Origin of the sequence: Streptomyces mutabilis, assembly GCF_046628145.1 — a bacterium.
In the GTDB taxonomy this organism is placed as follows: domain Bacteria; phylum Actinomycetota; class Actinomycetes; order Streptomycetales; family Streptomycetaceae; genus Streptomyces; species Streptomyces mutabilis.
In genome coordinates this window covers 2062796-2087133 of the sequence record NZ_CP176874.1, presented here as the reverse complement: position 1 = coordinate 2087133, position 24338 = coordinate 2062796, and the positions used below count along the sequence as shown (strand labels likewise).

The window sequence follows — 24338 nt, the reverse complement described above, 5'->3', positions numbered from 1 at the left end:
GTTCGCCCGGGGTTCGGGTGATAGTGGAGTACGTGACAGCTGTTCCTCACCCCCGTAACCCAGCCGCAGGCCCCGCCCGGTCCGGCCGCCGGAGCCTCGCCGCCGCTCTGCTGTGCGGCGCGCTCGGCGCGGCCGTCGCCCTGCTCGCCACCCGGCAGGAGTGGTCGGAGGGCACCGCGACGGTGGCCGGCGGCGCGTTCCCGCTGACCGCCAAGGGCAGCGACGTCACGGGCGTACCCGCGGCGCTCGCCATAGTGGGCCTCGCCGCGCTCGTCGCCGTCTTCGCCGTCCGCCGCGCGGGCCGGTTCGCGGTCGCCGCCCTGCTCACGCTGAGCGGCGCGGGCACCGTCGCCGCGGCCCTGGCCGGCGCCTCCGACAGTTCCGCCCTGGACGACAAGGCCGCCGAGGCCGCCGGCGACACCTCGGCCACCGTGGACGCCCTCACCCACACCGCCTGGCCGTACGTCGCGGCCGTCGGCGGTGCCCTGCTCCTGCTGGCCGGGCTGCTCGCCCTGCGCTACGGACGCCTGTGGCCCGCGATGTCCGGCCGCTACGAGCGCGACGGCACGCCGCGTCCGCGCCGCAAGCCGCAGACCGTCGACCCGGACCGCCCCGAGGACCTCTGGAAGGCCCTCGACCGCGGCGAGGACCCGACCGGCGCCTGACCGGCGGTTCATCCGCACCCTCCCGGGCACCCGGGAACGGGACCGGCTCCCGCCGGTCGCCACGCGCGCGTGGGGAGCACCCCCGCTCATGGCGCGCGCGCCCGTGCGGGACAATGAACCCGAGCGTCCTGCTCAGACTTGGCACACAGCAACGAGGAGCAAGCAATGGCGGGCAGCAGCCACGGTCACACCCCGGCCGCCTGGACGGGTGTCATCATCGCCTTCATCGGTTTCTGCATCGCGGGCGTGTTCATGGTGGCGGCCCAGCCGGTGGGCTTCTGGGCCGGCATGGCGATCGTCCTCCTCGGCGGTGCCGTGGGCGGCATCATGCGCATGATGGGCCTCGGCCAGCCGCGGCACACCCACCCCGTGCACCAGGTCGCCGGCGACAGCAAGCCGGTCGGCGCCAAGGGCTGACCGGGCGACGACACCTCCCGAGGGGCGGGCCGGCACACGCGTGCCGGCCCGCCCCTCGCGTGCGTGCGGGACCGCCCGGAGGCAGAATGCGCAAGGTGGACGCCGAGACCGGGAAACCGACGCCGAGCAGGACCCTCACCCGGGGCACGACGGTGCCCCCGGGAGCGACACGCGGACCGGCCCTGCTCGGCCGCCTCGCGGTCCCGGCCGGGGTCCTCGCGGCGGTGGCCGGCGCCTTCGCCTACGTCGGCAGCGTGGACCCCAACGAGCCCGGCCACTACCCCGTCTGCCCCCTGCTGCGCTTCACGGGCGTCCTCTGCCCCGGCTGCGGCGGCCTGCGCAGTGCCCACGCCTTCGTCCACGGGGACCTGCCGACCGCGCTGCAGGCCAACGCCCCGGCCGTCCTCGCCTACCTCGGCTTCGCCGTGCTCTGGACCGTCTGGGTGGTCCGCGTGGCGCGCGGCCGGCCCGTGCGCGTCGACCTCGGCCCGGTCCACCTGTGGGCGGCGGGCACCTTGATGCTGGCCTTCACGGTTGTCCGGAACCTGCCCTTCGGTGGCTGGCTCCGCCCTTGATCATCTGCTGGACGTCCAGGTAGTGGGACTGGCGTCAACCGGATGCGAGGCCGGTGCCCGGATCCGGATACCATCGCAGTGACCATACGTTCCGCCGCCTGGAAGGGGGCCGCTCGCGTGAGTGTGCTCGACGAGATCATCGACGGAGTCCGTGCCGACCTCGCGGAGCGGCAGGCGCGCGTCAGCCTCGACGAGCTCAAGGAGCGCGCGGCCAAGGCACGCCCCGCCAAGGACGGCGTCTCCGCCCTGCGCGGCGACGGCGTCAAGGTCATCTGCGAGGTCAAGCGCTCCAGCCCGTCCAAGGGCGCGCTGGCCGCCATCGCCGACCCGGCGGGCCTCGCCGCGGACTACGAGGCGGGCGGCGCCGCCGTCATCTCCGTCCTGACCGAGCAGCGCCGCTTCGGCGGCTCGCTGGCCGACCTGGAGGCCGTTCGGGCCCGCGTGGACATCCCGGTCCTGCGCAAGGACTTCATCGTCACCTCGTACCAGCTCTGGGAGGCCCGTGCGCACGGCGCCGACCTGGTGCTGCTGATCGTCGCGGCCCTCGAGCAGCCGGCGCTGGAGTCGCTGATCGAGCGCGCCGAGTCCATCGGACTCACCCCGCTCGTGGAGGTCCACGACGAGGACGAGGTCGAGCGCGCGGTGGACGCCGGCGCCAAGATCATCGGTGTCAACGCGCGCAACCTGAAGACGCTGGAGGTCGACCGCGGCACCTTCGAGCGGGTCGCCCCGGAGATCCCCGCCCACATCGTCAAGGTCGCCGAGTCCGGTGTCCGCGGCCCGCACGACCTCATCGCCTACGCCAACGAGGGCGCCGACGCCGTCCTGGTCGGCGAGTCCCTGGTCACCGGCCGCGACCCGAAGACCGCCGTCGCCGACCTGGTCGCCGCCGGCGAACATCCGGCACTGCGCCACGGCCGGGGCTGACATCCCGGTAGGCTGGCCCGCATGACGCTTCCGCTCACCCCGGCCCCCCGGGACCCGTACGCGCGCCTGGCGCGCGGCTGCCGCCCCCGCGGCTGCCGCGCCCCCGCCCGCCGGGTCCACGGCCGCCGGGTGCGGTACGTCATCGGAGACGAGCCGGGACAGGTGAACGGCATGCGATGGCCTCAGCGCCCCGTAAGGGGCGCGGGGCTCTCTTGAATCTGCGACTCCGTCGCGTGGGCGCGAGCGACCACGGACGGCCCGCAGCGGCCTGACCTCCCCCGCCCCCACGGCGAATCTGCCCGAACCGGACACTCACCGTGAGGTACCCGCATGCCCAGCAACTTCTTCATCCCCGACCCCGAGGGTCAAACCCCCAGCCCGGAAGGCTACTTCGGGGCGTACGGCGGCAAGTTCATCCCGGAGGCCCTCGTCGCCGCCGTGGACGAGGTCGCCGTCGAGTACGACAAGGCCAAGTCGGACCCCGAGTTCGCCCGGGAGCTGGACGACCTCCTCGTCCACTACACCGGCCGCCCCTCGGCGCTCACCGAGGTGCCCCGTTTCGCCGAGCACGCCGGCGGAGCCCGGGTCTTCCTCAAGCGCGAGGACCTGAACCACACCGGCTCGCACAAGATCAACAACGTGCTCGGCCAGGCCCTGCTCACCAAGCGCATGGGCAAGACCCGCGTCATCGCCGAGACCGGCGCCGGCCAGCACGGCGTGGCCACGGCCACCGCCTGCGCGCTCTTCGGCCTGGACTGCACGATCTACATGGGCGAGATCGACACCCGCCGCCAGGCGCTCAACGTGGCCCGCATGCGCATGCTCGGCGCCGAGGTCATCGCCGTGAAGTCCGGCAGCCGCACACTCAAGGACGCGATCAACGAGGCCTTCCGCGACTGGGTCGCCAACGTCGACCGCACCCACTACCTCTTCGGCACCGTCGCCGGCCCGCACCCCTTCCCGGCGATGGTGCGCGACTTCCACCGCGTCATCGGCGTCGAGGCCCGCCGCCAGCTCCTGGAGCAGGCCGGACGCCTCCCCGACGCCGCCATCGCCTGCGTCGGCGGCGGCTCCAACGCCATCGGCCTCTTCCACGCCTTCATCCCCGACGCGGACGTCCGCCTCATCGGCTGCGAGCCCGCCGGGCACGGCGTGGAGACCGGCGAGCACGCGGCCACCCTGACCGCGGGCGAGCCCGGCATCCTGCACGGCTCCCGGTCCTACGTCCTCCAGGACGAGGAGGGCCAGATCACCGAGCCGTACTCGATCTCGGCCGGCCTCGACTACCCGGGCATCGGCCCCGAGCACGCCTACCTCAAGGACTCCGGCCGCGGCGAGTACCGCGCGGTCACCGACGACGCCGCCATGCAGGCGCTGCGTCTGCTGTCGCGCACCGAGGGCATCATCCCGGCCATCGAGTCCGCGCACGCGCTGGCCGGCGCCCTGGAGGTCGGCAAGGAGCTGGGCAAGGACGGGCTGATCGTCGTCAACCTGTCCGGCCGCGGCGACAAGGACATGGACACCGCCGCCCGCTACTTCGGGCTGTACGACACCGACGCCGAGGTCACCGAGGACGCCTCCGGCACCGCCGAGATCGAGGGGGACGCCAAGTGAGCGGGAACGTGCAGCTGCTGAACGACACCCTCGCCGCGGCGAAGGCCGAGGGCCGCGCCGCCCTCATCGCCTACCTCCCGGCCGGCTTCCCGACCGTGGACGGCGGCATCGCGGCGGTCGAGGCCGCCCTCGACGGCGGTGCCGACGTCGTGGAGGTCGGGCTGCCGCACAGCGACCCGGTCCTGGACGGCCCGGTCATCCAGACCGCCGACGACATCGCCCTGCGCGGCGGCCTGAAGATCGCCGACGTGATGCGCACGGTCCGGGAGGCACACGCGGCCACCGGCAAGCCGATCCTCGTCATGACCTACTGGAACCCCATCGACCGTTACGGCGTGGAGCGCTTCACCGCCGAGCTGGCCGAGGCCGGCGGGGCCGGGTGCATCCTGCCCGACCTGCCCGTCCAGGAGTCGGCGCTGTGGCGGGAGCACGCGGACAAGCACGGGCTGGCCACCGTCTTCGTGGTCGCGCCCAGCAGCAAGGACGAGCGGCTCGCCGAGATCACCGCGGCCGGCAGCGGCTTCGTCTACGCCGCCTCCCTGATGGGCGTCACCGGCACCCGTGAGACGGTCGGCGCGCAGGCCGAGGACCTGGTGCGGCGCACCCGCGCCACCACCGACACCCCGGTCTGCGTCGGGCTCGGCGTCTCCAACGCCGCCCAGGCCGCCGAGGTCGCCCGCTTCGCCGACGGCGTGATCGTCGGCTCGGCCTTCGTCAAGCGCATGCTGGACGCCCCCGACGCCGCGGCCGGCGTGGAGGGCGTCCGCGCGCTCGCCGCCGACCTGGCGAAGGGCGTGCGCGGACAGGCCTGACCGCCGCCGTGACGGGACGCACGTGACAGGGGTCCCTCGTACGAGTGGACCTGGGACCGGGGAGGCGCGGTGCGCCTCCCCGGTTCGTTCTGCGGGGTGTGAGCGAGAAGAACCGAGAGGGTAGGCGCACCGCCCGCCAGAAGCTGGCGGCCGAGCGCGAGAAGCAGAAGTCCAGGGACAAGCGCCGGCGCGCGCTGATCGTCGGCGCGAGCGTGGTGGGCGTCCTCGGGCTCGCGGCGGTGATCGGCGTGATCGCCGCCAACGCGGGCAAGGACGACGGCAGCGAGTCGTCCGGCCCGGTCGTGGCGCCCTCGGGGGCACAGGGCAAGGACAGCCTCGCGATCCCGGTCGGCAAGGAGAGCGCCAAGTCGACGCTCGTCATCTGGGAGGACTTCCGCTGCCCGGCCTGCAAGGCCTTCGAGCTGGCGTACCGCGACACGATCCACGAGCTCACCGACGCCGGGCAGCTCAAGGTCGAGTACCACCTGGCGACCATCATCGACGGCAACATGGGCGGCACCGGCTCCCGCAAGGCCGCCAACGCGGCGGCCTGCGCCCAGGACGCCGGGAAGTTCCCGGCCTACCACGACGTGCTGTTCACCGACCAGCCCGCCGAGTCCGACGACGCGTACGCCGACGAGGACAAGCTGATCGACCTGGCGGGCAAGGTCGACGGACTGGACACCACCGCGTTCCAGGAGTGCGTGAAGAACGGCACGCACAACAGCTGGGTGGAGAAGTCCAACGAGGCCTTCCGCTCCGGCGGCTTCAGCGGCACACCCACCGTCCTGCTGGACGGCAAGAACGTCTACCAGGACCGCTCCATGACCCCGGCCAAGCTGAAGCAACTGGTCGAGGACGCCAACAAGTAGCGGACGGTGTTACGCACCCGTAGCCGGGCTGCCCGCCGCGGGCACCGCCCGACACGGTAGCGTCGACCCTGCCATGGAACTTGCCTTCATTCCCAGCCCGTCGCGCGGGGTGCTGAACCTCGGTCCCATCCCGCTGCGCGGCTACGCGTTCTGCATCATCATCGGCGTCTTCGTTGCCGTCTGGCTCGGCAACAAGCGCTGGATCGCCCGCGGCGGGCGGGCCGGCACGGTGGCCGACATCGCGGTCTGGGCCGTTCCCTTCGGCCTGATCGGCGGCCGGCTCTACCACGTGATCACGGACTACCAGCTGTACTTCAGCGAGGGCCGTGACTGGGTCGACGCCTTCAAGATCTGGGAGGGCGGGCTCGGCATCTGGGGCGCGATCGCGTTCGGCGCGGTCGGCGCCTGGATCGGCGCCCGCCGCCGGGGCGTCCCGATGCCCGCCTACGCCGACGCCGTCGCCCCCGGCATCGCCCTCGCGCAGGCCATCGGCCGCTGGGGCAACTGGTTCAACCAGGAGCTGTACGGCAAGGCCACCGACCTGCCCTGGGCCGTGGAGATCACCTCCTCGGCCGACGGACGGGTGCCCGGCACGTACCACCCGACCTTCCTGTACGAGTCGCTGTGGTGCATCGGCGTCGCCCTGCTCGTCATCTGGGCCGACCGCCGCTTCAAGCTGGGCCACGGGCGGGCGTTCGCCCTGTACGTCGCGGCCTACTGCGCGGGCCGCTTCTGGATCGAGTACATGCGCGTCGACGACGCCCACCACATCCTGGGCCTGCGGCTCAACAACTGGACCGCGCTGCTCGTCTTCCTGCTCGCCGTGGTGTACATCGTGCTGTCGGCGCGGATGCGGCCGGGCCGGGAGGCCGTGGTCGAGCCCGGCGCGGAGTCCGTCGACGGCGACGCCGGGGACGGCGCGACGCAGGACGCCGGCTCCGAGGACGCCGAGGGTGTCGTGGAGAACGAGGACGCCGACGACGCGGCCGTGAAGGACGCGAAGAAGGACGTGAAGGACGGGGCCGACTCGGCCAGGAAGTCCTGACCCGGCGGCCGGGATCTCATACGTCGCGCAGGGCGCCCGGATCCGTTCCGGGCGCCCTCCGCGTTCGTCGGGTCACCGGCGTCAGGACAGCGCGGGCCGCCGGGCCAGCGACAGGGTGCGCTGGGCCGTCGCGACCACCGCCGCGTCGACGAACCGCCCGTCCGGCAGGGCCAGCGCGCCCGGCTGCGCGGTGGCCGCCTTCACGATCGTCTCCGCCTCCTCCAGCTCCCGCTCGGTCGGCAGGTACGCCCGCTCGATGATCGGCAGCTGGCGGGGGTGGATCGCCGCGCGGCCGAGGAAGCCCAGGGCCCGGCCGTGCGCGCAGGACGCCGCCAGACCCTCCAGGTCCCGGGTGTCCGGATGCACCGTCTGCGACGGCGGCGCCAGACCCGCCGCCCGCGCGGCCACCACCACCCGCGAACGCGACCAGTCCAGTCCCGGGTCGCCGCGTACCCCCAGGTCGGCACGGAGGTCCGCCTCCCCGAGCGCGATGCCGCGCAGCGACGGATGGGCGGCCGCGATCGCGTACGCCCGCTCCACGCCCAGGGCGGTCTCCAGCAGCGCGTACAGGGGCGGTCCGCCGGTGGCCGTCGCGACACCGGCGACCTGTTCGGGAGAGGTCACCTTGGGCAGCCGCAGCCCGGACAGTCCCGGCAGCGCGGCCAGCGCCGCGAGGTCGGCCGCGGCCAGGGGCCCGTCCAGGGCGTTGACGCGGACGTGGACCGGCACCGGCTGCGGCTCGGAGAGCAGTTCGGCGGTGGCCTCGCGGGCGTAGTCCTTGCGGTCGGGGGCGACCGCGTCCTCCAGGTCGACCACCACCACGTCGGCACCCGCGGCCAGTGCCTTGGTCACCACCGGGGGCCGGTCTCCGGGGACGTACAACCAGGTCAGCACGGGTGCGGTCATACGACGCCCTCCTCACGCAGCTCCTTCACGTCCGCCGGGGCCAGGCCCAGCTCGGTCAGCACCTCCTCGGTGTCCGCACCGTGCCGGCGGCCCGCCCAGCGGATCGCGCCGGGCGTGGCGGAGAGCCGGAAGAGGACGTTCTGCATGCGCAGCGGGCCCAGCTCCGGATCGTCGACCGTGGTGACCGTGTCCAGGGCCCGGTACTGCGGGTCGGCCATCACGTCCCGGACGTCCTGCACCGGGGCGACGGCCGCCTCCGCCTTCTCGAAGGCGGCCAGCACGTCGGCGCGGCTGTGCCGGGCGATCCAGTCGCCGACCGCCGCGTCGAGCACGTCGGCGTGCCGGGCGCGGTCGGCACCCGACCCGAACCAGGGTTCCTCGATCAGCTCCGGCCGCCCCACCAGCCGCATCACCCGCTCGGCGACCGACTGGGCGGAGGTGGAGACGGCGACCCAGGTGCCGTCGGCGGTGCGGTAGGTGTTGCGGGGCGCGTTGTTCTGGGACCGGTTGCCGGTGCGGGGCTGGACGTGGCCGAGCTGGTCGTACCAGGTGGGCTGCGGGCCCAGCACGGTCAGGATCGGCTCGATGATCGCCATGTCGACGACCTGCCCCTCGCCGGTGCGGTCCCGGGCGGCCAGCGCCGTCATCACGGCGTACGCCGTCGCCAGGGCGGCGATGGAGTCGGCGAGCCCGAACGGGGGCAGCGTCGGGGGCGCGTCCGGCTCGCCGGTCATCGCGGCGAAACCGCTCATGGCCTCGGCCAGGGTGCCGAAACCGGGGCGGCGCGCGTACGGGCCGAACTGTCCGAAGCCGGTGACGCGGGTGAGGACCAGGCGCGGGTTGACGGCGGACAGCTCGTCCCAGCCCAGGTCCCACTTCTCCAGGGTGCCGGGGCGGAAGTTCTCGACGACGACGTCGGCGGTCGCGGCGAGACGGAGGAGGGTGGCGCGGCCGGCGGGCTTGGAGAGATCCAGGGTGATGGTGCGCTTGTTGCGGCCCAGCACCTTCCACCACAGGCCGATGCCGTCCTTGGACGGGCCGTGGCCCCGGGACGGGTCGGGCCGCCGGGGGTGTTCCACCTTGATCACCTCGGCGCCGAAGTCCCCGAGCATGGTGGCGGCGAGGGGGCCCGCGAAGAGGGTGGCCAGGTCGAGGACGCGCAGGCCGGTCAGCGGAGCGGGAGCGGGGACGGGGGGAGTCACGACGGGCCGGGGCATGGGCGGGTGGCCTCCGTGTGGGTGAGGTGGGCGAGGGTGTCGAAGCCGATGCCGTCGAAGTCGCCGACGGAGGTGGCCAGACGGTTCTTCAGCGGCGCCGTCCAGTGCTCGGGCAGGGCGGCGGGGGAGCCGGCGAGCAGACCGGCGACGCTGCCGGCGGTGGCGCCGTTGGAGTCGGTGTCCCAGCCGCCCGACACCGCACGGGAGACCGAGCCGGTGAAGTCACCGTCCGCGTGGGTGAGGGCGGCGGCGATCAGCGCGGTGTTGGGGACGGCGTGCACCCAGTGGTGGTCGGGCCAGTGGCGGGCGTGCAGGGCGTCCACGACCGTGTCGAAGTCGGAGTGCCGCCCGGCGAGGCGGACGGCGTGGCGGACGGCCTCGGCGAGGCGGGAACCGGGCGGTACGACCGTGAGGCCGGTGCGCAGACAGGCGTGGACGTCGTGCGCGCCGGTCGCGGCGGTGGCGAGGACGGCCGCGGCGAACATCGCCGCGTGGACCCCGACCCCGGTGTGGGTGAGGGTCGCGTCCCGGTGGGCCTGCTCGGCCGCGGCGGCCGGGTCGCCGGGGTTGGTCCAGCCGTGCACGTCGGCGCGGATCAGGGCGCCGATCCACTCGCGGAACGGATTGCGGTGGCGGGCGGTGTGCGGGGGTTCGAGGCCGCAGAGCAGGTTGCGGTAGGCGACGCGTTCGGCGGTGAAGGCGCGGCCGGCGGGGAGTTCGTCGAGCCAGAGGCGGGCCACGTCGGCGGTGGTGAAGGCCCTGCCGTGGCGTTGCAGGAGCCGCAGGCCGAGGAGGGGGTAGTTGAGGTCGTCGTCCTCCGGCATCCCGTCGATGTTCTCGGCGAGGGACGTGGGCGCCGAGCGGCGGTTCCAGGGGTGGGCGGCGAGGAGGTCGGCGGGGACTCCCCGGGCCGTGAAGTAGTCGGCGGGGGGCCAGTTGCCGACGGCCCGGCCGAGGAGACGGATGCCGGTCAGGGGGAGCTTCTCGACGGGCTTGCCCAGGAGGCAGCCGACGGCCCGGCCGAGCCAGGCGGCCTCCAGGCGGGCGGGGGACACGGTCGCGGGGCGGGGCGCGGGCCAGTCGGGGCACAGGGCCTTGATCCGGTCGAGGTCCGTCGGTTCCTTCTCCGCCAAGGGGCTGGGCAGATCGGCCAGTTCGTCCAAGAGATCTTCCGCCAGCAGGCGGAGGTACGGGGAGGGCGGCCGGGGGGACGCGCCTGCCCGGGGCGGGGCCTCGCAGCCGCCCGCGGCCCGCCAGCGGGCCGCGACCGCCGAGGGGTTGCGGCCGTCCAGCCGCGCCTGGCGCAGCTCGTGTCCGATCAGGTCCTCGGGCTGGACCCACGTCAGTCGGAGCATCCCGCGCCCCCGATCGCGGCGAACGCCTCCTCGTGCGCGCGGCGCCGCCGTACGTCACGCTCGAATACCTCCCGCGCGACCTCGGTGAGCGTCGCCGCCGGTGCCCACAGGTCCAGCCGGCTCGCCTCCGCGACCGTCTTCGCCCAGTCCTCGGGCACCGGTGAGCCCAGCGCCCCGGCCAGCGCGCCCGCCATCGTGGCGATGGAGTCGCAGTCGCGGCCGTAGTTCACCGCGCCGAGGACCGCGTGCCGGAAGTCTCCGCCGGAGACGAGCAGCATGCCGAGGGCGACGGGCAGTTCCTCGATCGCGTGCAGCCGGGACGGGCGCCGGGCACCGAGCGAGGGCGCGCGGTAGTCGGCGCCCACCGTGTCGTAGGGGGCGACCGCCTCCCGCAGCGGCGCGAGCGCCGACTCGAAGTCCGAGTACCGCGAGGCCGCTTCGCAGACCGCCTCGATCGCCGCCCGGGTGCCGTCCTTCGCCAGCGACAGACAGGCGGCCACCACCGACTCCGGCGTCGCCCCGGGTGCGCAGGCCGCGGCCACCGCCGCCGCGAGGACACCGGCCGCCTCACGGCCGTACGACGACTGGTGGGCGCCCGCGACGTCCAGCGCCTCGGCGTACGCCCCGGCCGGGTTGGCGGCGTTGACCAGGCCGACCGGGGCCATGTACATCGCGGCACCGCAGTTGACGATGTTCCCGGTGCCCGCCTCGCGCGGGTCGACGTGGCCGTAGTGGATCCTGGCCACCAGCCACTTCTCCGCCAGGAAGATCCGCTGGAGGGGCAGCGCCTCGGCCTCCAGTTCCGGGATCCAGCGCGGGTTCGACATCAGGTCCGGTACCAGGTGCTCGGCGACCGCGTGGGCGTCGAGGTGGTCGCGGACCGTGCCGTAGACCCGGACCAGCGCGTGGGTCATCAGGGTGTCGTCGGTGACGTGGCCGTCGCCCTTGTGGTACGGCGCGATGGGGCGGGCGGTGCGCCAGGCGTCGCCGTTCCAGGGGCCGACGATCCCGTTCACGCGGCCGCCGTGGCGTTCGAGGATCTGCTCGGGGGAGTAGCCCTCGACGGGGCCGCCGAGCGCGTCGCCGACGGCCGCGCCGACGAGGGCGCCGGTGATGCGTTCGTCCAGGGGCGTCGTCGTGCCGCCGCCACCGGTCGCGGTGGGTGTGCCGGGTGTGGTCATGCCGGGTGCGGTCCTTCCGGTCGGGGCCGGTGCGTGGCGTGCAGGAGTCCGGCGAGTTCGACCAGGTCGGTGCCGGTGAGCCGGGGCAGTGCGCAGCCGGACAGCGTCCGGCACGTCTCCCGCCAGGACGCGGGGATCGCCGCGCCGCCGCCCAGCGCGCCGGTGAGGGCGCCGGCCAGCGCGGGGGCGGAGTCCGCGACCCGGGAGAGGCAGGCCGCCGCCGGTACCGCCTCCGCGATGCGCCCCCCGGCGGCGGTGGCGAGGGCGAGGGCGACCGGGACGGTCTCGGCGGCGGCGATGCCGTAGCTGTAGACGTGGTCGACGATTCTGTGCTCCAGCAGCGGGACGAGCGCGAAGGTGCTCTCGGCGTCCGCCGCGAGGGCCAGTGCCTGGCGGGCGTTGCGGCCGATCTCCGTCTCCTCGGGGAGTTCGGCGAGCGCCGCCGTCACGCAGGCGTGTACGCCGGCGCCGTCGAGGGCGCAGGCCAGGGCCGCCGCCATCGCCCGGGCGCCGTGCACACCGTCGCCGTCCTGGGTGTAGCGGGCGTCGAACTCGGCGAGGTCGGCGGCGGGGCGCGGGGCGCCGGGGTGGGCGACGGCGAGGACGCAGGCGCGGACGCAGGCCGCGTCGTCGAAGTAGTGCGGGTTGTCGTGGCCGGTGGCGGGCGGGCGCAGACCGGTGGCGAGGTTGCCGAGCCCGGCCCGGACCGAGATGCGGGCCCGCAGCGGCAGCACCGCCGACTCGGCCTCCGGGGCGCGGTCCGTCGCCGCGGCCACCTCGCTGGCCATGGCGTTCCAGGTCAGGTCGATCGCGGCCCGCATCCGCCGCTCCCGGCTCAGGTCGCCGAGCGCCGCGTCGTCCCCGGCCCGCAGCACCGCCTCCGCCGCGAACGCCGCCCACTCGGCGTCGTCGGAGGGGCCGAGGCACAGCGGCTCCGGGGGCTGGTTCAGCGCGATGGGCACGGGGAGGGTGGTGGTGGCGTTCTGCTCGGCGAAGGTGTCCAGCTCGCGGGTGAGGCGGCGAGTCCACTCGGGCATCCGTGCGGCCCGGTGCCGGGCGGCGGGCCAGCCTGCGGCGTCTCCGGCGGCGAGCCCGAGGAGCAGGCCCTCGATGCGGTCGCCCGCGGGGTGGCCGGGCCGCGCGGCGGTGCGGTGCGTCGCGGCGGTCTCGGGCAGCGAGCGGTGCCCGCTCCCGGCGGGCGCGGGCGCCTCCGGCGCGTCGGGCGGGGCGACGTACGCGGTGGTGGCCGGCTCCTCGCCGGGCCGTCCCCTGGTCACGCCCCCGCCTTCGTCGCCGTGTCGCCCGGGCCGGTAGCGAGGGTGCCGTTCCGCGCGGGGGGCGGCTCGGACACGCCCGCGTGTACGGAGGTCTGCCCGGCCGTGCGCGGGGGCCGCCGTCCGCCGTCGGGTGCGGTCGCGTCCTCCGGTACGGCGTCCGCGCGGGGGCCGGGGGTGTGGTCCGGGGGCGGGGCTTCGTGGCGCACCTCGCCCGCGGCCCGCGTCAGCAGATCGGCCACCTCCAGCACATGGTGCCCCGCCATCGCCGGCAGGCAGCTGCCCCGGGCCGGGCCGATGGCCGACGCCCACTCGGCCGGGATCGCGGCGACCCCTCGGGCGGCGCCGGCCAGGGCGCCCGCCACCGCCGCCGTGGTGTCGGCGTCGCGTCCCATGTTGACGGCCGTCAGCACCGCGTCCGTGAAGTCGCCGTCGGCAGCCGCGTACGCACCGAACGCGAGGGCGACCGCCTCGGGGGCGAGGTCGGTCCAGGGGTAGCCGCCGATGACCACGGCCGAGCGGACGGCGCGTTCGCCGAGGTGGGCCGCCGTCATCGCCCGGCGCAGGCAGCGGGCCGTCCAGGAATCCTCCGGGACGACGGCCAGCGCCGAGGCCACCACCGCGTCGGTCGACGCCCCCGCCATCGCCGCCGCGACCCCCGCCGCCACCGCCTGGCCGCCGTGGATGCCCTCGCCGTCGTGGCTGACCGAGCCGTCGATCGCCACCAGCCGGGCCGCCTCGGCGGGACGGCCCGCCGCGAACACGCCGTGCGGCGCCGCCCGCATGGCCAGCCCGTCGCTCCAGGCGTGCCGGTGCTGCGCGGAGATGGGCGCCGCCAGCCCGCGGCGCAGGTTCTCCAGGGTGCCGCGCTCGCTGAAGCCCGCGCCCCGGAACGGGCCCTCCTCCCGGTCCGCGATCCACTCGTGCCAGGCCGTCTCCACGTGGGCCGGGGTGAGCGCGGAACCGTACCGGGCCAGCAGCAGCCCCGAGAAGATCGCGTACTCGGTGTCGTCGGTGCCGGCCGGTTTCTGGACCACGTAACCCGTGATGCGGCCCCAGCGCGCGCGGATCTCGGAAGGCTTCATGTTCTCGGCCGGCGCCCCGAGGGCGTCCCCGACGGCCAGACCGAGCAGCGCGCCCCGGGCCCGTTCGCGGAGTCCGACGGCGTCTCCCGGCGCGGGGGCCGGGGGGATGCAGGCGGTGGATGCCATGCGGCCTCTCCTCTCCCTTTGCGGATGTGTCCCCGGCGCGGCGCGCATCGCAGCCTCACGGGCCCCAGCGTCACCCGGACGACATCAGTGCAGGCATGATCACGGATGAGCGCTGAACGGTAAAACCGCAGGTAAGCCCAGCCTTTCCTTGCTGGCGAGACGGAAATGACCGGCGTACATTGGTTGTTGTTAAAAAGTAGACCCAGTCCAAACTGGGTGTCCGCAACCAACCTCCGGGGGGCCCGCATGGCCATCATCGAGACCGAGGCGGCGCTGCACGAGGCGCACCGCGACAACCACACCCACCGCGACGTCAACGGCGGCTGGCTGCGCCCCGCCGTCTTCGGCGCGATGGACGGCCTGGTCTCCAACCTCGCTCTGATGACCGGCGTCGCCGGCGGTACGGCGAGCCAGCAGACCGTGGTGATCAGCGGGTTCGCGGGTCTCGCCGCCGGCGCCTTCTCCATGGCCGCCGGCGAGTACACCTCCGTCGCCTCGCAGCGCGAACTCGTCGAGGCCGAGTTGGAGGTCGAGCGCCGCGAGCTGCGCAAGCACCCGGCGGACGAGGAGGCCGAGCTGGCCGCGCTCTACGAGGCGCGGGGCGTGGAGCGGGGGCTCGCGCGGGAGGTCGCCCGGCAGCTGTCCCGCGACCCGGAGCAGGCGCTGGAGATACACGCCCGCGAGGAACTGGGCATCGACCCCTCCGACCTGCCGTCCCCGCTGGTCGCGGCCGTGTCGTCGTTCGGTTCCTTCGCGCTCGGCGCGCTGCTTCCCGTGCTGCCGTTCCTGCTCGGCGCCGACGCCCTGTGGCCCGCCGTGCTGCTCGCGCTCGCGGGGCTGTTCCTGTGCGGTGCGGTGGTGGCCAAGGTGACGGCACGCAGCTGGTGGTACAGCGGCCTGCGGCAGCTCGCCCTCGGTGGCGCCGCGGCCGGTGTGACGTACGCCCTGGGCAGCCTGCTCGGAACGGCCGTAGGATAGCCCGGCTCGAACCTATGCGTCGGACCGCATAGGTAACCGTTACTCGCTGGTTTCGAGTGCGTGATCCCCGGGCATGAGCCGTAAGCGCTGTGAGCAATGAGGCCCGCCGCGCACCCGCGGAGTGGGCGACGAAGCCCTCTCCGCCCCCTCGGACCGACGGACATCGATCTGTCCGCCTCGGCCCTCGAAGCCTCCACCGCCGGGTACGGAACCCCCGCCCCGACCCCCCGGTGTCCGCATGGTGGAACGGATTATCCCGGTTCCCGAGAACCGCTCCATCATGTAACCTGCACGAAATTTTGATCTCACGCAGAGGGCCAACGTCGTCCCTCGGTACTTGCACATGCCAGATGACGACGACGGGAGAGCCGATGCGTACGCCGCGCCAGCCGTCCCAGCACTCCGCGAATGGCCAGAACTGGTCCTTCATGGATGCTCGCCCTGCCGCGCAGGGTATGTACGACCCCCGCAACGAGCACGACGCCTGCGGCGTCGGTTTCGTCGCCACTCTCACCGGCGAGGCATCGCACACCCTGGTCGACCAGGCACTCACCGTGCTGCGCAACCTGGAGCACCGCGGTGCCACCGGCTCCGAGCCCGACTCGGGCGACGGCGCGGGCATCCTCTCCCAGGTGCCCGACGCCTTCTTCCGCGAGGTGGCCGGATTCGACCTGCCCGAGGCCGGGGCGTACGCCGTCGGCATCGCCTTCCTGCCGGTCGACGGCACCGAGGACGCCGTCTCACGCATCGAGACGATCGCCGACGAGGAGGGCCTCACCGTCCTCGGCTGGCGCGAGGTCCCGGTCGCCCCGCAGATGCTCGGCGCCACCGCCCGCTCGACCATGCCGGTCTTCCGCCAGATCTTCGTGACCGACGGCGCCTCCCAGGGCATCGCCCTCGACCGCCGCGCCTTCGCGCTGCGCAAGCGCGCCGAGCGCGAGGCCGGCGTCTACTTCCCGTCGCTGTCCGCGCGGACCATCGTCTACAAGGGCATGCTGACCACCGGCCAGCTCGAGCCCTTCTTCCCGGACCTCTCCGACCGCCGTTTCGCCTCCGCGATCGCGCTCGTGCACTCCCGGTTCTCCACCAACACCTTCCCGAGCTGGCCGCTCGCCCACCCGTACCGCTTCGTCGCGCACAACGGCGAGATCAACACGGTCAAGGGCAACCGCAACTGGATGCGCGCCCGCGAGTCCCAGCTCGCCTCCGACGTCTTCGGCTCGTCCTCCGACCTGGACCGGCTCTTCCCCATCTGCACGCCGGACGCCTCGGACTCCGCCTCCTTCGACGAGGTCCTGGAGCTGCTCCACCTCGGCGGGCGCTCGCTGCCGCACTCCGTGCTGATGATGATCCCGGAGGCGTGGGAGAACCACGACTCCATGGACCCGTCGCGGCGCGCCTTCTACCAGTTCCACTCCACGATGATGGAGCCCTGGGACGGCCCCGCCTGCGTCACCTTCACCGACGGCACCCAGGTCGGCGCGGTCCTCGACCGCAACGGTCTGCGCCCCGGCCGCTACTGGGTCACCGACGACGGCCTCGTCGTCCTCGGCTCCGAGGTCGGCGTCCTCGACATCGACCCCGCGAAGGTCGTCCGCAAGGGCCGCCTTCAGCCCGGCCGCATGTTCCTGGTGGACACCGCCGAGCACCGCATCATCGAGGACGACGAGATCAAGGCCCAGCTCGCCGCCGAGCAGCCGTACGGCGAGTGGATGGAAGCCGGCGAGATCGAGCTGTCCGACCTGCCCGAGCGCGAGCACATCGTGCACACCCACGCCTCGGTCACCCGCCGCCAGCAGACCTTCGGGTACACCGAGGAGGAGCTGCGCGTCATCCTCGCGCCGATGGCCAAGGCCGGCGCCGAGCCGATCGGCTCCATGGGCACCGACTCGCCCATCGCCGCGCTCTCCGACCGGCCCCGGCTGCTCTTCGACTACTTCACCCAGCTGTTCGCCCAGGTCACCAACCCGCCGCTGGACGCCATCCGCGAGGAACTGGTCACCTCCCTGCGCTCCTCGCTGGGCCCGCAGGGCAACCTGCTGGAGCCGTCGGCCGCCTCCTGCCGCAGCGTCCTGCTGCCGTTCCCGGTGATCGACAACGACGAGCTGGCCAAGCTCATCCACATCAACGCCGACGGCGACATGCCCGGCTTCAAGGCCGCGACCCTCTCCGGCCTCTACCGGGTGCACGGCGGCGGCGACGCGCTGGCCGCCCGCATAGAGGAGATCTGCGCCGAGACCGACGCCGCCATCGAGAACGGCGCCCGGCTGATCGTCCTCTCCGACCGCCACTCGGACGCCGAGCACGCGCCGATCCCGTCGCTGCTGCTCACCGCCGCCGTCCACCACCACCTCATCCGCACCAAGCAGCGCACCGAGGTGGGCCTGCTGGTCGAGGCCGGCGACGTCCGCGAGGTCCACCACGTCGCCCTGCTCATCGGCTACGGCGCCGCCGCGGTCAACCCGTACCTGGCCATGGAGTCCGTCGAGGACCTGGTCCGCGCGGGCACCTTCCTGCCCGGCATCGAGTCCGAGCAGGCCATCCGGAACCTGATCTACGCCCTCGGCAAGGGCGTCCTCAAGGTCATGTCCAAGATGGGCATCTCCACCGTCGCCTCCTACCGCGGCGCCCAGGTCTTCGAGGCCGTCGGCCTGGACGAGGCCTTCGTCGATAAGTACTTCAACGGCACCGCCACCAAGATCGGCGGCGTCGGCATCGACGTCGTCGCCCAGGAGGTCGCCGCCCGCCACGCCAAGGCCTACCCGGCCAGCGGCATCGCGCCCGCCCACCGCGCCCTCGACATCGGCGGCGAGTACCAGTGGCGCCGCGAGGGCGAGCCCCACCTGTTCGACCCGGAGACGGTCTTCCGCCTCCAGCACTCCACGCGCTCCGGCAAGTACGACATCTTCAAGAAGTACACCGAGCGCGTGAACGAGCAGTCCGAGCGGCTGATGACGCTGCGCGGCCTGTTCGGCTTCAAGAGCGACCGGCAGCCGATCCCGATCGACGAGGTCGAGCCCGTCTCCGAGATCGTCAAGCGCTTCTCCACCGGCGCCATGTCGTACGGCTCCATCTCCCAGGAGGCGCACGAGACCCTCGCCATCGCCATGAACCAGCTGGGCGGCAAGTCCAACACCGGTGAGGGCGGCGAGGACCCGGAGCGCCTGTACGACCCGGCGCGCCGTTCGTCGATCAAGCAGGTGGCGTCGGGCCGCTTCGGCGTCACCTCCGAGTACCTGGTCAACGCCGACGACATCCAGATCAAGATGGCCCAGGGCGCCAAGCCCGGCGAGGGCGGCCAGCTGCCCGGCCACAAGGTCTACCCGTGGGTCGCCAAGACGCGTCACTCGACGCCCGGCGTGGGCCTGATCTCCCCGCCGCCGCACCACGACATCTACTCCATCGAGGACCTGGCCCAGCTGATCCACGACCTGAAGAACGCGAACCCGCAGGCGCGGATTCACGTCAAGCTGGTCTCCGAGGTCGGCGTCGGCACGGTCGCGGCGGGTGTGTCGAAGGCGCACGCGGACGTCGTCCTCATCTCCGGCCACGACGGCGGCACGGGCGCCTCCCCGCTCACGTCGCTCAAGCACGCGGGCGGTCCCTGGGAGCTCGGCCTCGCCGAGACCCAGCAGACCCTGCTGCTCAACGGCCTGCGCGACCGGATCGTCGTGCAGACCGACGGCCAGCTCAAGACCGGCCGGGACGTGGTCATCGCCGCGCTGCTCGGCGCCGAGGAGTTCGGTTTCGCGACCGCGCCGCTCGTCGTCTCCGGCTGCGTCATGATGCGCGTCTGCCACCTGGACACCTGCCCGGTCGGCATCGCCACCCAGAACCCGGTGCTGCGCGACCGGTTCTCCGGCAAGGCCGAGTACATCGTCAACTTCTTCAAGTTCATCGCCGAAGAGGTCCGCGAGATCCTCGCCGAGCTGGGCTTCCGCTCCATCGAGGAGGCCGTCGGTCACGCCGAGACCCTCGACGTCACCCGCGCCGTCGACCACTGGAAGGCGCAGGGCCTGGACCTGGAGCCGCTGTTCCACGTGCCGGAGCTGCCCGAGGGCGCGGTGCGCCACCAGGTGACCGTCCAGGACCACGGCCTGGAGAAGGCCCTCGACAACCAGCTGATCAAGCTCGCGGCGGACGCGCTCGGTGCCACGGACGCCACCGACGCCGCCCCGGTGCGCGCCCAGGTCGCCATCCGCAACATCAACCGCACGGTCGGCACCATGCTCGGCCACGAGGTGACCAAGAAGTTCGGCGGCGCGGGCCTGCCCGACGACACCGTCGACATCACCTTCACCGGCTCCGCGGGCCAGTCGTTCGGCGCCTTCGTCCCGCGCGGCATCACGCTGCGCCTGGAGGGCGACGCCAACGACTACGTCGGCAAGGGCCTCTCCGGCGGCCGGATCATCGTCCGCCCGGACCGGGGCGCCGACCACCTCGCCGAGTACTCCACCATCGCCGGCAACACCATCGGCTACGGCGCCACCGGCGGCGAGATGTTCCTGCGCGGCAAGGTCGGCGAGCGCTTCTGCGTCCGCAACTCCGGCGCGACGGTCGTCTCCGAGGGCGTCGGCGACCACGGCTGCGAGTACATGACCGGCGGCCACGCGGTGGTCCTCGGCGAGACCGGGCGCAACTTCGCGGCCGGCATGTCCGGCGGCATCGCCTACGTCATCGACCTGGACCGCGACAACGTCAACGCGGGCAACGTCGGCGCGATCGAGTCGCTGGACGACGCCGACCGCGCATGGCTGCACGACGTCGTGCGCCGGCACCAGGAGGAGACGGGCTCCACCGTCGCCGAGAAGCTGCTCGCCGAGTGGCCCGCCGCCGTCGAGCGGTTCAGCAAGATCATCCCCAGTACGTACAAGGCAGTGCTCGCCGCCAAGGACGCCGCCGAGCGAGCCGGTCTCTCCGAGACCGAGATCACCGAGAAGATGATGGAGGCGGCGACCAATGGCTGATCCCAAGGGCTTTCTGAACCACGGGCGCGAGGTCGCCAAGACCCGCCCCGTCGAGGAGCGCGTCAAGGACTGGAACGAGGTCTACGTCCCCGGCTCCCTGCTGCCGATCATCAGCAAGCAGGCCAGCCGGTGCATGGACTGCGGCATCCCGTTCTGCCACAACGGCTGCCCGCTCGGGAACCTGATCCCCGAGTGGAACGACTACGCCTACCGCGAGGACTGGCAGGCCGCGCAGGAGCGCCTGCACGCCACCAACAACTTCCCGGAGTTCACCGGCCGCCTGTGCCCGGCCCCGTGCGAGTCGGCGTGCGTGCTCGGCATCAACCAGCCGCCGGTCACCATCAAGAACGTCGAGGTCTCCATCATCGACAAGGCGTGGGAGACCGGGGACGTCGCCCCGCAGATCCCCGAGCGCCTGTCCGGCAAGACCGTCGCCGTCATCGGTTCGGGCCCGGCGGGCCTGGCCGCCGCCCAGCAGCTCACCCGGGCCGGCCACACCGTCGCCGTCTACGAGCGCGCCGACCGCATCGGCGGCCTGCTGCGCTACGGCATCCCCGAGTTCAAGATGGAGAAGCGGCACATCAACCGCCGCATCGAGCAGATGCGCGCGGAGGGCACCCGCTTCCGCACCGGCGTCGAGATCGGCCGCGACCTCAAGGCGACCGACCTGAAGAAGCGCTACGACGCCGTCGTCATCGCCGCCGGCGCCACCACCGCCCGCGACCTGCCGGTCCCCGGCCGCGAGTTGAACGGCATCCACCAGGCGATGGAGTACCTGCCCCTGGCCAACAAGGTCCAGGAGGGCGACTACGTGGCGCCCCCGATCACGGCCGAGGGCAAGCACGTCGTCGTCATCGGCGGCGGCGACACCGGCGCCGACTGCGTGGGCACCGCCCACCGCCAGGGCGCGGCCTCCGTCACCCAGCTGGAGATCATGCCCCGGCCCGGTGAGGAGCGGAACCCGGTCACCCAGCCGTGGCCGACCTTCCCGATGCTCTACAAGGTCACCAGCGCCCACGAGGAGGGCGGCGAGCGGGTCTACGCCGTCTCCACCACCCACTTCGAGGGCGACGAGGACGGCAACGTCCAGTGGCTGCACATGAGCGAGGTCGAGTTCGTCAAGGGCAAGCTCACCCCGAAGCCGGGCACCGAGCGCAAGATCCCGGCCCAGCTGGTCACCCTCGCCATGGGCTTCACCGGCACCGACCGGGAGAACGGCCTGGTCGACCAGTTCGGCCTGGAGCTCGACGAACGCGGTAACATCGCCCGGGACGCCGACTTCCAGACCAATGTGCCGGGTGTGTTCGTCGCCGGTGACGCCGGCCGCGGCCAGTCGCTCATCGTCTGGGCGATCGCCGAGGGCCGCTCCGCCGCCCGCGGCGCCGACCGCTTCCTGACCGGGGCCAGCGAACTGCCGGCCCCGATCCGCCCGACGGACCGCGCCCTCGCGGTCTGACGGACGGACAACCGTCCCGACGGACGGAACAACCGAAGAACGTCCCGTACAAAGGCGTACGGAACACTGATGGCGCCTGCCCTGTCCCCGACCGGACAATGGGGCAGGCGCCGTCGCATGCGCCCGCGGACGCCTACGGCAGCCGGTACGTGTCCCCGTACATCTCCCACACCAGCGGCACGTCCAGGTCCAGGTTCCCGTCCCGCAGCCACCGGCGCTGTGCGGTGTCGACGCGGGAGGTGTCGATGCCCGGACGCTTGGCCAGCATGGCCTCGCGGCGGACGTCCAGGAACGCCGTGAGGTAGGCCTTCTCGGAGCCTGCCCGGGCCGGCGTCTTCGCCTTCTCCATGGCCCGCTCGCGCAGCCCGTAGAAGCCCTCGGCGTCCGTGTCGGGACCGTGGAAGACCATCGCGTCGAAGTACACGAACTGGCCGAGCGTGCCGAGGCCGTCCAGCTTGGCGAGGCGGACCGCCGGCTCGAAGTAGACCCGGTCGCGCTCCTCCTCCTGCGCCTTGCGGAACTCCGGCCGCTCGGCCTCCGCCTGCCAGGCGGCCGTGAAGCCGGGGTCCAGACCCTCGTGGGAGTCGGTGCCGTCCACCTCGCGCAGGGCGGGCAGGTACGTCGCCAGGCCGTTGTCCGGATGCGCCTTCGTGTAGCGCTCGACCAGCGTGAGCAGGTCGTGGGTGGCCGTGCAGAAGCCGATGATGCCCGCCGTGTAGCCGCACCCGTCGCCGAGGTCCTCGATCGTCCCGTACGAGGTGCGCCACTCGGTCGTCGAGTTCTCGGCGCTGGACACCAACTGCTGGGCCAGCTCCTTCTTCGCGGGGTCGGCGAGCCCCGGCGGCAGGTCGGCGATCAGCGCGTCGTCCGCCTCCCGCTCCTGCTCCGCCCGGCTCTTGGCGTCCTGGCGGGACGACTGGGCGGAGGACACGGGAGGCGCCACCGGGGCGTCGGCCGAGTCCGTCGGCATCACGAAGTACACCCCCGTGGCGATCACGGGAACGGCCGCGAGGAGCAGCACACCGGCACGTTTCATCGGGGAATACCTCTCATAGGGAAATGCCTGAGCCTGTCAGTTCCGCCACCCTGCTCACCGTCGCGACCGCCAGCAGAGCCAGCAGCGCCGCGCACGCCCCCGTCTGCTCCGCCGCCCGGCGCCCGTCCCGGGGCGCGTACGCGAAGGCCAGCGCCACCGCGCCGCCGGCCAGCAGTCCGCCCAGGTGGCCCTGCCAGGAGGTGAACCCGGCGGACACCACCAGCCACAGCAACAAGAGCATCATGAAACGGTTGACCGCGGCCAGGTCCGCGCCCAGCCTGCGGTGCAGGACGTAGTACGCGGCACCCACGCCGAAGACCGCCCCCGAAGCGCCGACCGAAGACTGCCCGGGATCGGCCAGCAGCAGCTGCGCGACGGAACCGCCCAGCGCGGACAGCAGATACAGCACCACGAATCGGAGCCGGCCCAGCATCAGCTCCACCACCCGCCCCAGTTGCCACAGCGCCACCATGTTCAGGGTGATGTGCAGGATGCCGAAGGCGCCGTCGAACGGCGACACGTGGAGGAAGGAAGCGGTGAGCATCCGCTCCCACTCGCCACCGGCCACGCCCTCCGTCCGGAGCGAGCCGAAGACGAAGTACGCCCCATCGGCGGACAGGTGGCCGCCGTCCGGGCCGACCAGCCGCGCACCGACCATCGAGAAGCGGTCCACGATCTCCGGCCGCACCACCTCGGCCAGATACGCGACCACGTTCAGCGCGAACAGCGCGTACGTCACCTGGGGCGTCGCCGAGACCCGTCCGCCCGCGATGGTCCGCGCCTGCCGGACCGACCGCGCCCCCTCCTTCACGCACTCGGGACACCGGTGGCCGACGGGGGCCTCACGCATGCAGTCCGGGCAGATGAACCGCTCGCAGCGGGCGCAGCGGACGTGGCACTCCACCGCCGGATGGCGGTAGCAGGTCGTGACGGTGGACTCGGAATCCACGGCCGGCTCCTCGGGGCGGGACGGACGGTGAGCCGGTGGGGACGGCGGCGAACAAAATAGCGAATGCCTGTGGACGAGCTGAGAGGCGGGGTGCGCCGTGCCGTAACCTCGGCAGCCAGAAGCCGCAAGTCCAGGGGTGACGGGGGAGTCCGCATGTCCGCGATCAGTCTCACCAAGGTGCGGGAGACGGCGCCCGCGCTGGTCGATCTGTACGAGCGCGCCGGGGTGTCGCTGACGAAACACGGGCTGGAGGGGACCCGGGCCGCGGTCTACCTCGTCGTCGACTACTCCGGATCGATGAAGCCGTACTACAAGGACGGCAGCGTGCAGGCCCTCGCCGACCGGGTGCTGGGGCTGTCCGCCCACCTCGACGACGACGGCACCGTGCCGGTGGTGTTCTTCTCCACGGACGTCGACGCCGTCACCGAGATCGCCCTCGCCGACCACCGGGGACGCGTCGAGCGGATCGTGGCCGGCCTCGGACACATGGGCAAGACCAGCTACCACCTGGCCATGGACGCCGTCATCGACCACTACCTCGACAGCGGCGCCCGCCACCCCGCCCTCGTCGTCTTCCAGACCGACGGCGGCCCGATCAACCGGCTCGCCGCCGAGCGGTACCTGTGCAAGGCGGCGTCCCTGCCGCTGTTCTGGCAGTTCGTCGGATTCGGCGACCCGGGCAGCCGCCAGTTCGAGTACCTGCGCAAACTCGACGAACTGGCGGTGCCGGACAAGCGGGTCGTCGACAACGCCGGGTTCTTCCACGCCGGCCGCGACCCGCGGAAGGTCTCCGACGCCGAGCTGTACGACCGCCTGGTGGGCGAGTTCCCCAAGTGGCTCGTGGCCGCACGGGCGCAGGGCATCGTGCGGCCGTAGGGAAG

Annotated in this window: 21 protein-coding genes; 13 read left to right on the top strand and 8 right to left on the bottom strand. The window is 73.1% G+C overall.

Annotated features, from left to right (window positions below; translation table 11 throughout):
- Nucleotides 1-23 precede the first annotated feature (23 nt).
- From ACLIN4_RS09225 to lgt, 9 genes are all read left to right on the top strand, one after another.
- Nucleotides 24-665 (top strand): TIGR02234 family membrane protein, encoded by a 642-nt coding sequence (locus ACLIN4_RS09225; RefSeq protein WP_107478881.1) that lies wholly within the window; start codon nt 24-26, stop codon nt 663-665.
- A gap of 165 nt (nt 666-830) precedes the next feature.
- Nucleotides 831-1082 (top strand): HGxxPAAW family protein, encoded by a 252-nt coding sequence (locus ACLIN4_RS09220; protein ID WP_100044121.1) that lies wholly within the window; start codon nt 831-833, stop codon nt 1080-1082.
- A gap of 86 nt (nt 1083-1168) precedes the next feature.
- Entirely contained in the window at nt 1169-1657 is a 489-nt protein-coding gene (locus tag ACLIN4_RS09215; RefSeq protein ID WP_257002901.1) for a DUF2752 domain-containing protein, read from the top strand.
- Between the two features lie 117 nt (nt 1658-1774).
- Nucleotides 1775-2584, top strand: coding sequence for an indole-3-glycerol phosphate synthase TrpC (trpC, locus tag ACLIN4_RS09210; RefSeq protein WP_100044120.1), 810 nt, complete (start codon nt 1775-1777; stop codon nt 2582-2584).
- A gap of 21 nt (nt 2585-2605) precedes the next feature.
- Complete coding sequence (gene trpM / locus ACLIN4_RS09205; protein WP_369178262.1) at nt 2606-2800, top strand: tryptophan biosynthesis modulator TrpM; 195 nt, start codon at nt 2606-2608, stop codon at nt 2798-2800.
- 114 nt (nt 2801-2914) lie between these two features.
- On the top strand, nt 2915-4198 hold the full coding sequence (gene trpB / locus ACLIN4_RS09200) for a tryptophan synthase subunit beta (RefSeq protein ID WP_107479985.1): 1284 nt from the start codon (nt 2915-2917) through the stop codon (nt 4196-4198).
- Entirely contained in the window at nt 4195-5010 is an 816-nt protein-coding gene (gene trpA, locus ACLIN4_RS09195) for a tryptophan synthase subunit alpha (protein WP_191888039.1), read from the top strand. The genes trpB and trpA overlap by 4 nt, the downstream gene beginning before the upstream one ends.
- 98 nt (nt 5011-5108) lie before the next feature.
- The gene (locus ACLIN4_RS09190; protein ID WP_179342738.1) at nt 5109-5882 is read left to right on the top strand and encodes a DsbA family protein; all 774 of its coding nucleotides are present in this window, start codon (nt 5109-5111) and stop codon (nt 5880-5882) included.
- A gap of 73 nt (nt 5883-5955) precedes the next feature.
- On the top strand, nt 5956-6927 hold the full coding sequence (gene lgt, locus ACLIN4_RS09185; protein ID WP_289911026.1) for a prolipoprotein diacylglyceryl transferase: 972 nt from the start codon (nt 5956-5958) through the stop codon (nt 6925-6927).
- Nucleotides 6928-7008: 81 nt separating this feature from the next.
- On the opposite strand, the gene ACLIN4_RS09180 is transcribed toward lgt, so the two are convergent.
- The 6 genes from ACLIN4_RS09180 to ACLIN4_RS09155 are packed head-to-tail and all read right to left on the bottom strand — an operon-like array spanning nt 7009 to nt 14071.
- A complete protein-coding gene (locus tag ACLIN4_RS09180; RefSeq protein ID WP_290013629.1) occupies nt 7009-7833 on the bottom strand; it encodes an HpcH/HpaI aldolase/citrate lyase family protein in 825 nt (274 codons plus the stop codon).
- On the bottom strand, nt 7830-9050 hold the full coding sequence (locus ACLIN4_RS09175; protein ID WP_307652955.1) for a CaiB/BaiF CoA transferase family protein: 1221 nt from the start codon (nt 9048-9050) through the stop codon (nt 7830-7832). The genes ACLIN4_RS09180 and ACLIN4_RS09175 overlap by 4 nt, the downstream gene beginning before the upstream one ends.
- Nucleotides 9032-10405: an ADP-ribosylglycohydrolase family protein gene (locus ACLIN4_RS09170; RefSeq protein WP_289911022.1), complete on the bottom strand. Its 1374-nt coding sequence runs from the start codon at nt 10403-10405 to the stop codon at nt 9032-9034. Before ACLIN4_RS09170 ends, ACLIN4_RS09175 begins: the two co-directional genes overlap by 19 nt.
- Entirely contained in the window at nt 10393-11586 is a 1194-nt protein-coding gene (locus ACLIN4_RS09165; RefSeq protein ID WP_289911020.1) for an ADP-ribosylglycohydrolase family protein, read from the bottom strand. Before ACLIN4_RS09165 ends, ACLIN4_RS09170 begins: the two co-directional genes overlap by 13 nt.
- Nucleotides 11583-12863: an ADP-ribosylglycohydrolase family protein gene (locus tag ACLIN4_RS09160; protein ID WP_290013634.1), complete on the bottom strand. Its 1281-nt coding sequence runs from the start codon at nt 12861-12863 to the stop codon at nt 11583-11585. The genes ACLIN4_RS09165 and ACLIN4_RS09160 overlap by 4 nt, the downstream gene beginning before the upstream one ends.
- A complete protein-coding gene (locus ACLIN4_RS09155; protein WP_411575654.1) occupies nt 12860-14071 on the bottom strand; it encodes an ADP-ribosylglycohydrolase family protein in 1212 nt (403 codons plus the stop codon). The genes ACLIN4_RS09160 and ACLIN4_RS09155 overlap by 4 nt, the downstream gene beginning before the upstream one ends.
- A gap of 246 nt (nt 14072-14317) precedes the next feature.
- Here ACLIN4_RS09155 and ACLIN4_RS09150 point away from each other — a divergent pair, with 246 nt between their 5' ends.
- From ACLIN4_RS09150 to ACLIN4_RS09140, 3 genes are all read left to right on the top strand, one after another.
- The gene (locus ACLIN4_RS09150; protein ID WP_411575653.1) at nt 14318-15049 is read left to right on the top strand and encodes a VIT1/CCC1 transporter family protein; all 732 of its coding nucleotides are present in this window, start codon (nt 14318-14320) and stop codon (nt 15047-15049) included.
- A gap of 428 nt (nt 15050-15477) precedes the next feature.
- On the top strand, nt 15478-20016 hold the full coding sequence (gene gltB, locus ACLIN4_RS09145; RefSeq protein ID WP_307652957.1) for a glutamate synthase large subunit: 4539 nt from the start codon (nt 15478-15480) through the stop codon (nt 20014-20016).
- Complete coding sequence (locus tag ACLIN4_RS09140) at nt 20009-21472, top strand: glutamate synthase subunit beta (RefSeq protein ID WP_307652958.1); 1464 nt, start codon at nt 20009-20011, stop codon at nt 21470-21472. Before gltB ends, ACLIN4_RS09140 begins: the two co-directional genes overlap by 8 nt.
- Before the next feature lie 133 nt (nt 21473-21605).
- Here the strand turns inward: ACLIN4_RS09140 and ACLIN4_RS09135 are convergent, their stop codons facing one another.
- Complete coding sequence (locus tag ACLIN4_RS09135; protein WP_107476827.1) at nt 21606-22508, bottom strand: chitosanase; 903 nt, start codon at nt 22506-22508, stop codon at nt 21606-21608.
- A 13-nt stretch (nt 22509-22521) separates the two neighbouring features.
- Nucleotides 22522-23457 carry a rhomboid family intramembrane serine protease gene (locus tag ACLIN4_RS09130; protein WP_411575652.1) on the bottom strand — a complete coding sequence of 312 codons (936 nt, stop codon included), beginning with the start codon at nt 23455-23457 and terminating at the stop codon, nt 22522-22524.
- 153 nt (nt 23458-23610) lie between these two features.
- On the opposite strand from ACLIN4_RS09130, the gene ACLIN4_RS09125 reads away from it, so the two are divergent.
- Nucleotides 23611-24333, top strand: a complete 723-nt coding sequence (locus ACLIN4_RS09125; protein WP_107476828.1) for a vWA domain-containing protein — start codon at nt 23611-23613, stop codon at nt 24331-24333.
- The last annotated feature ends 5 nt before the right edge of the window (nt 24334-24338 follow it).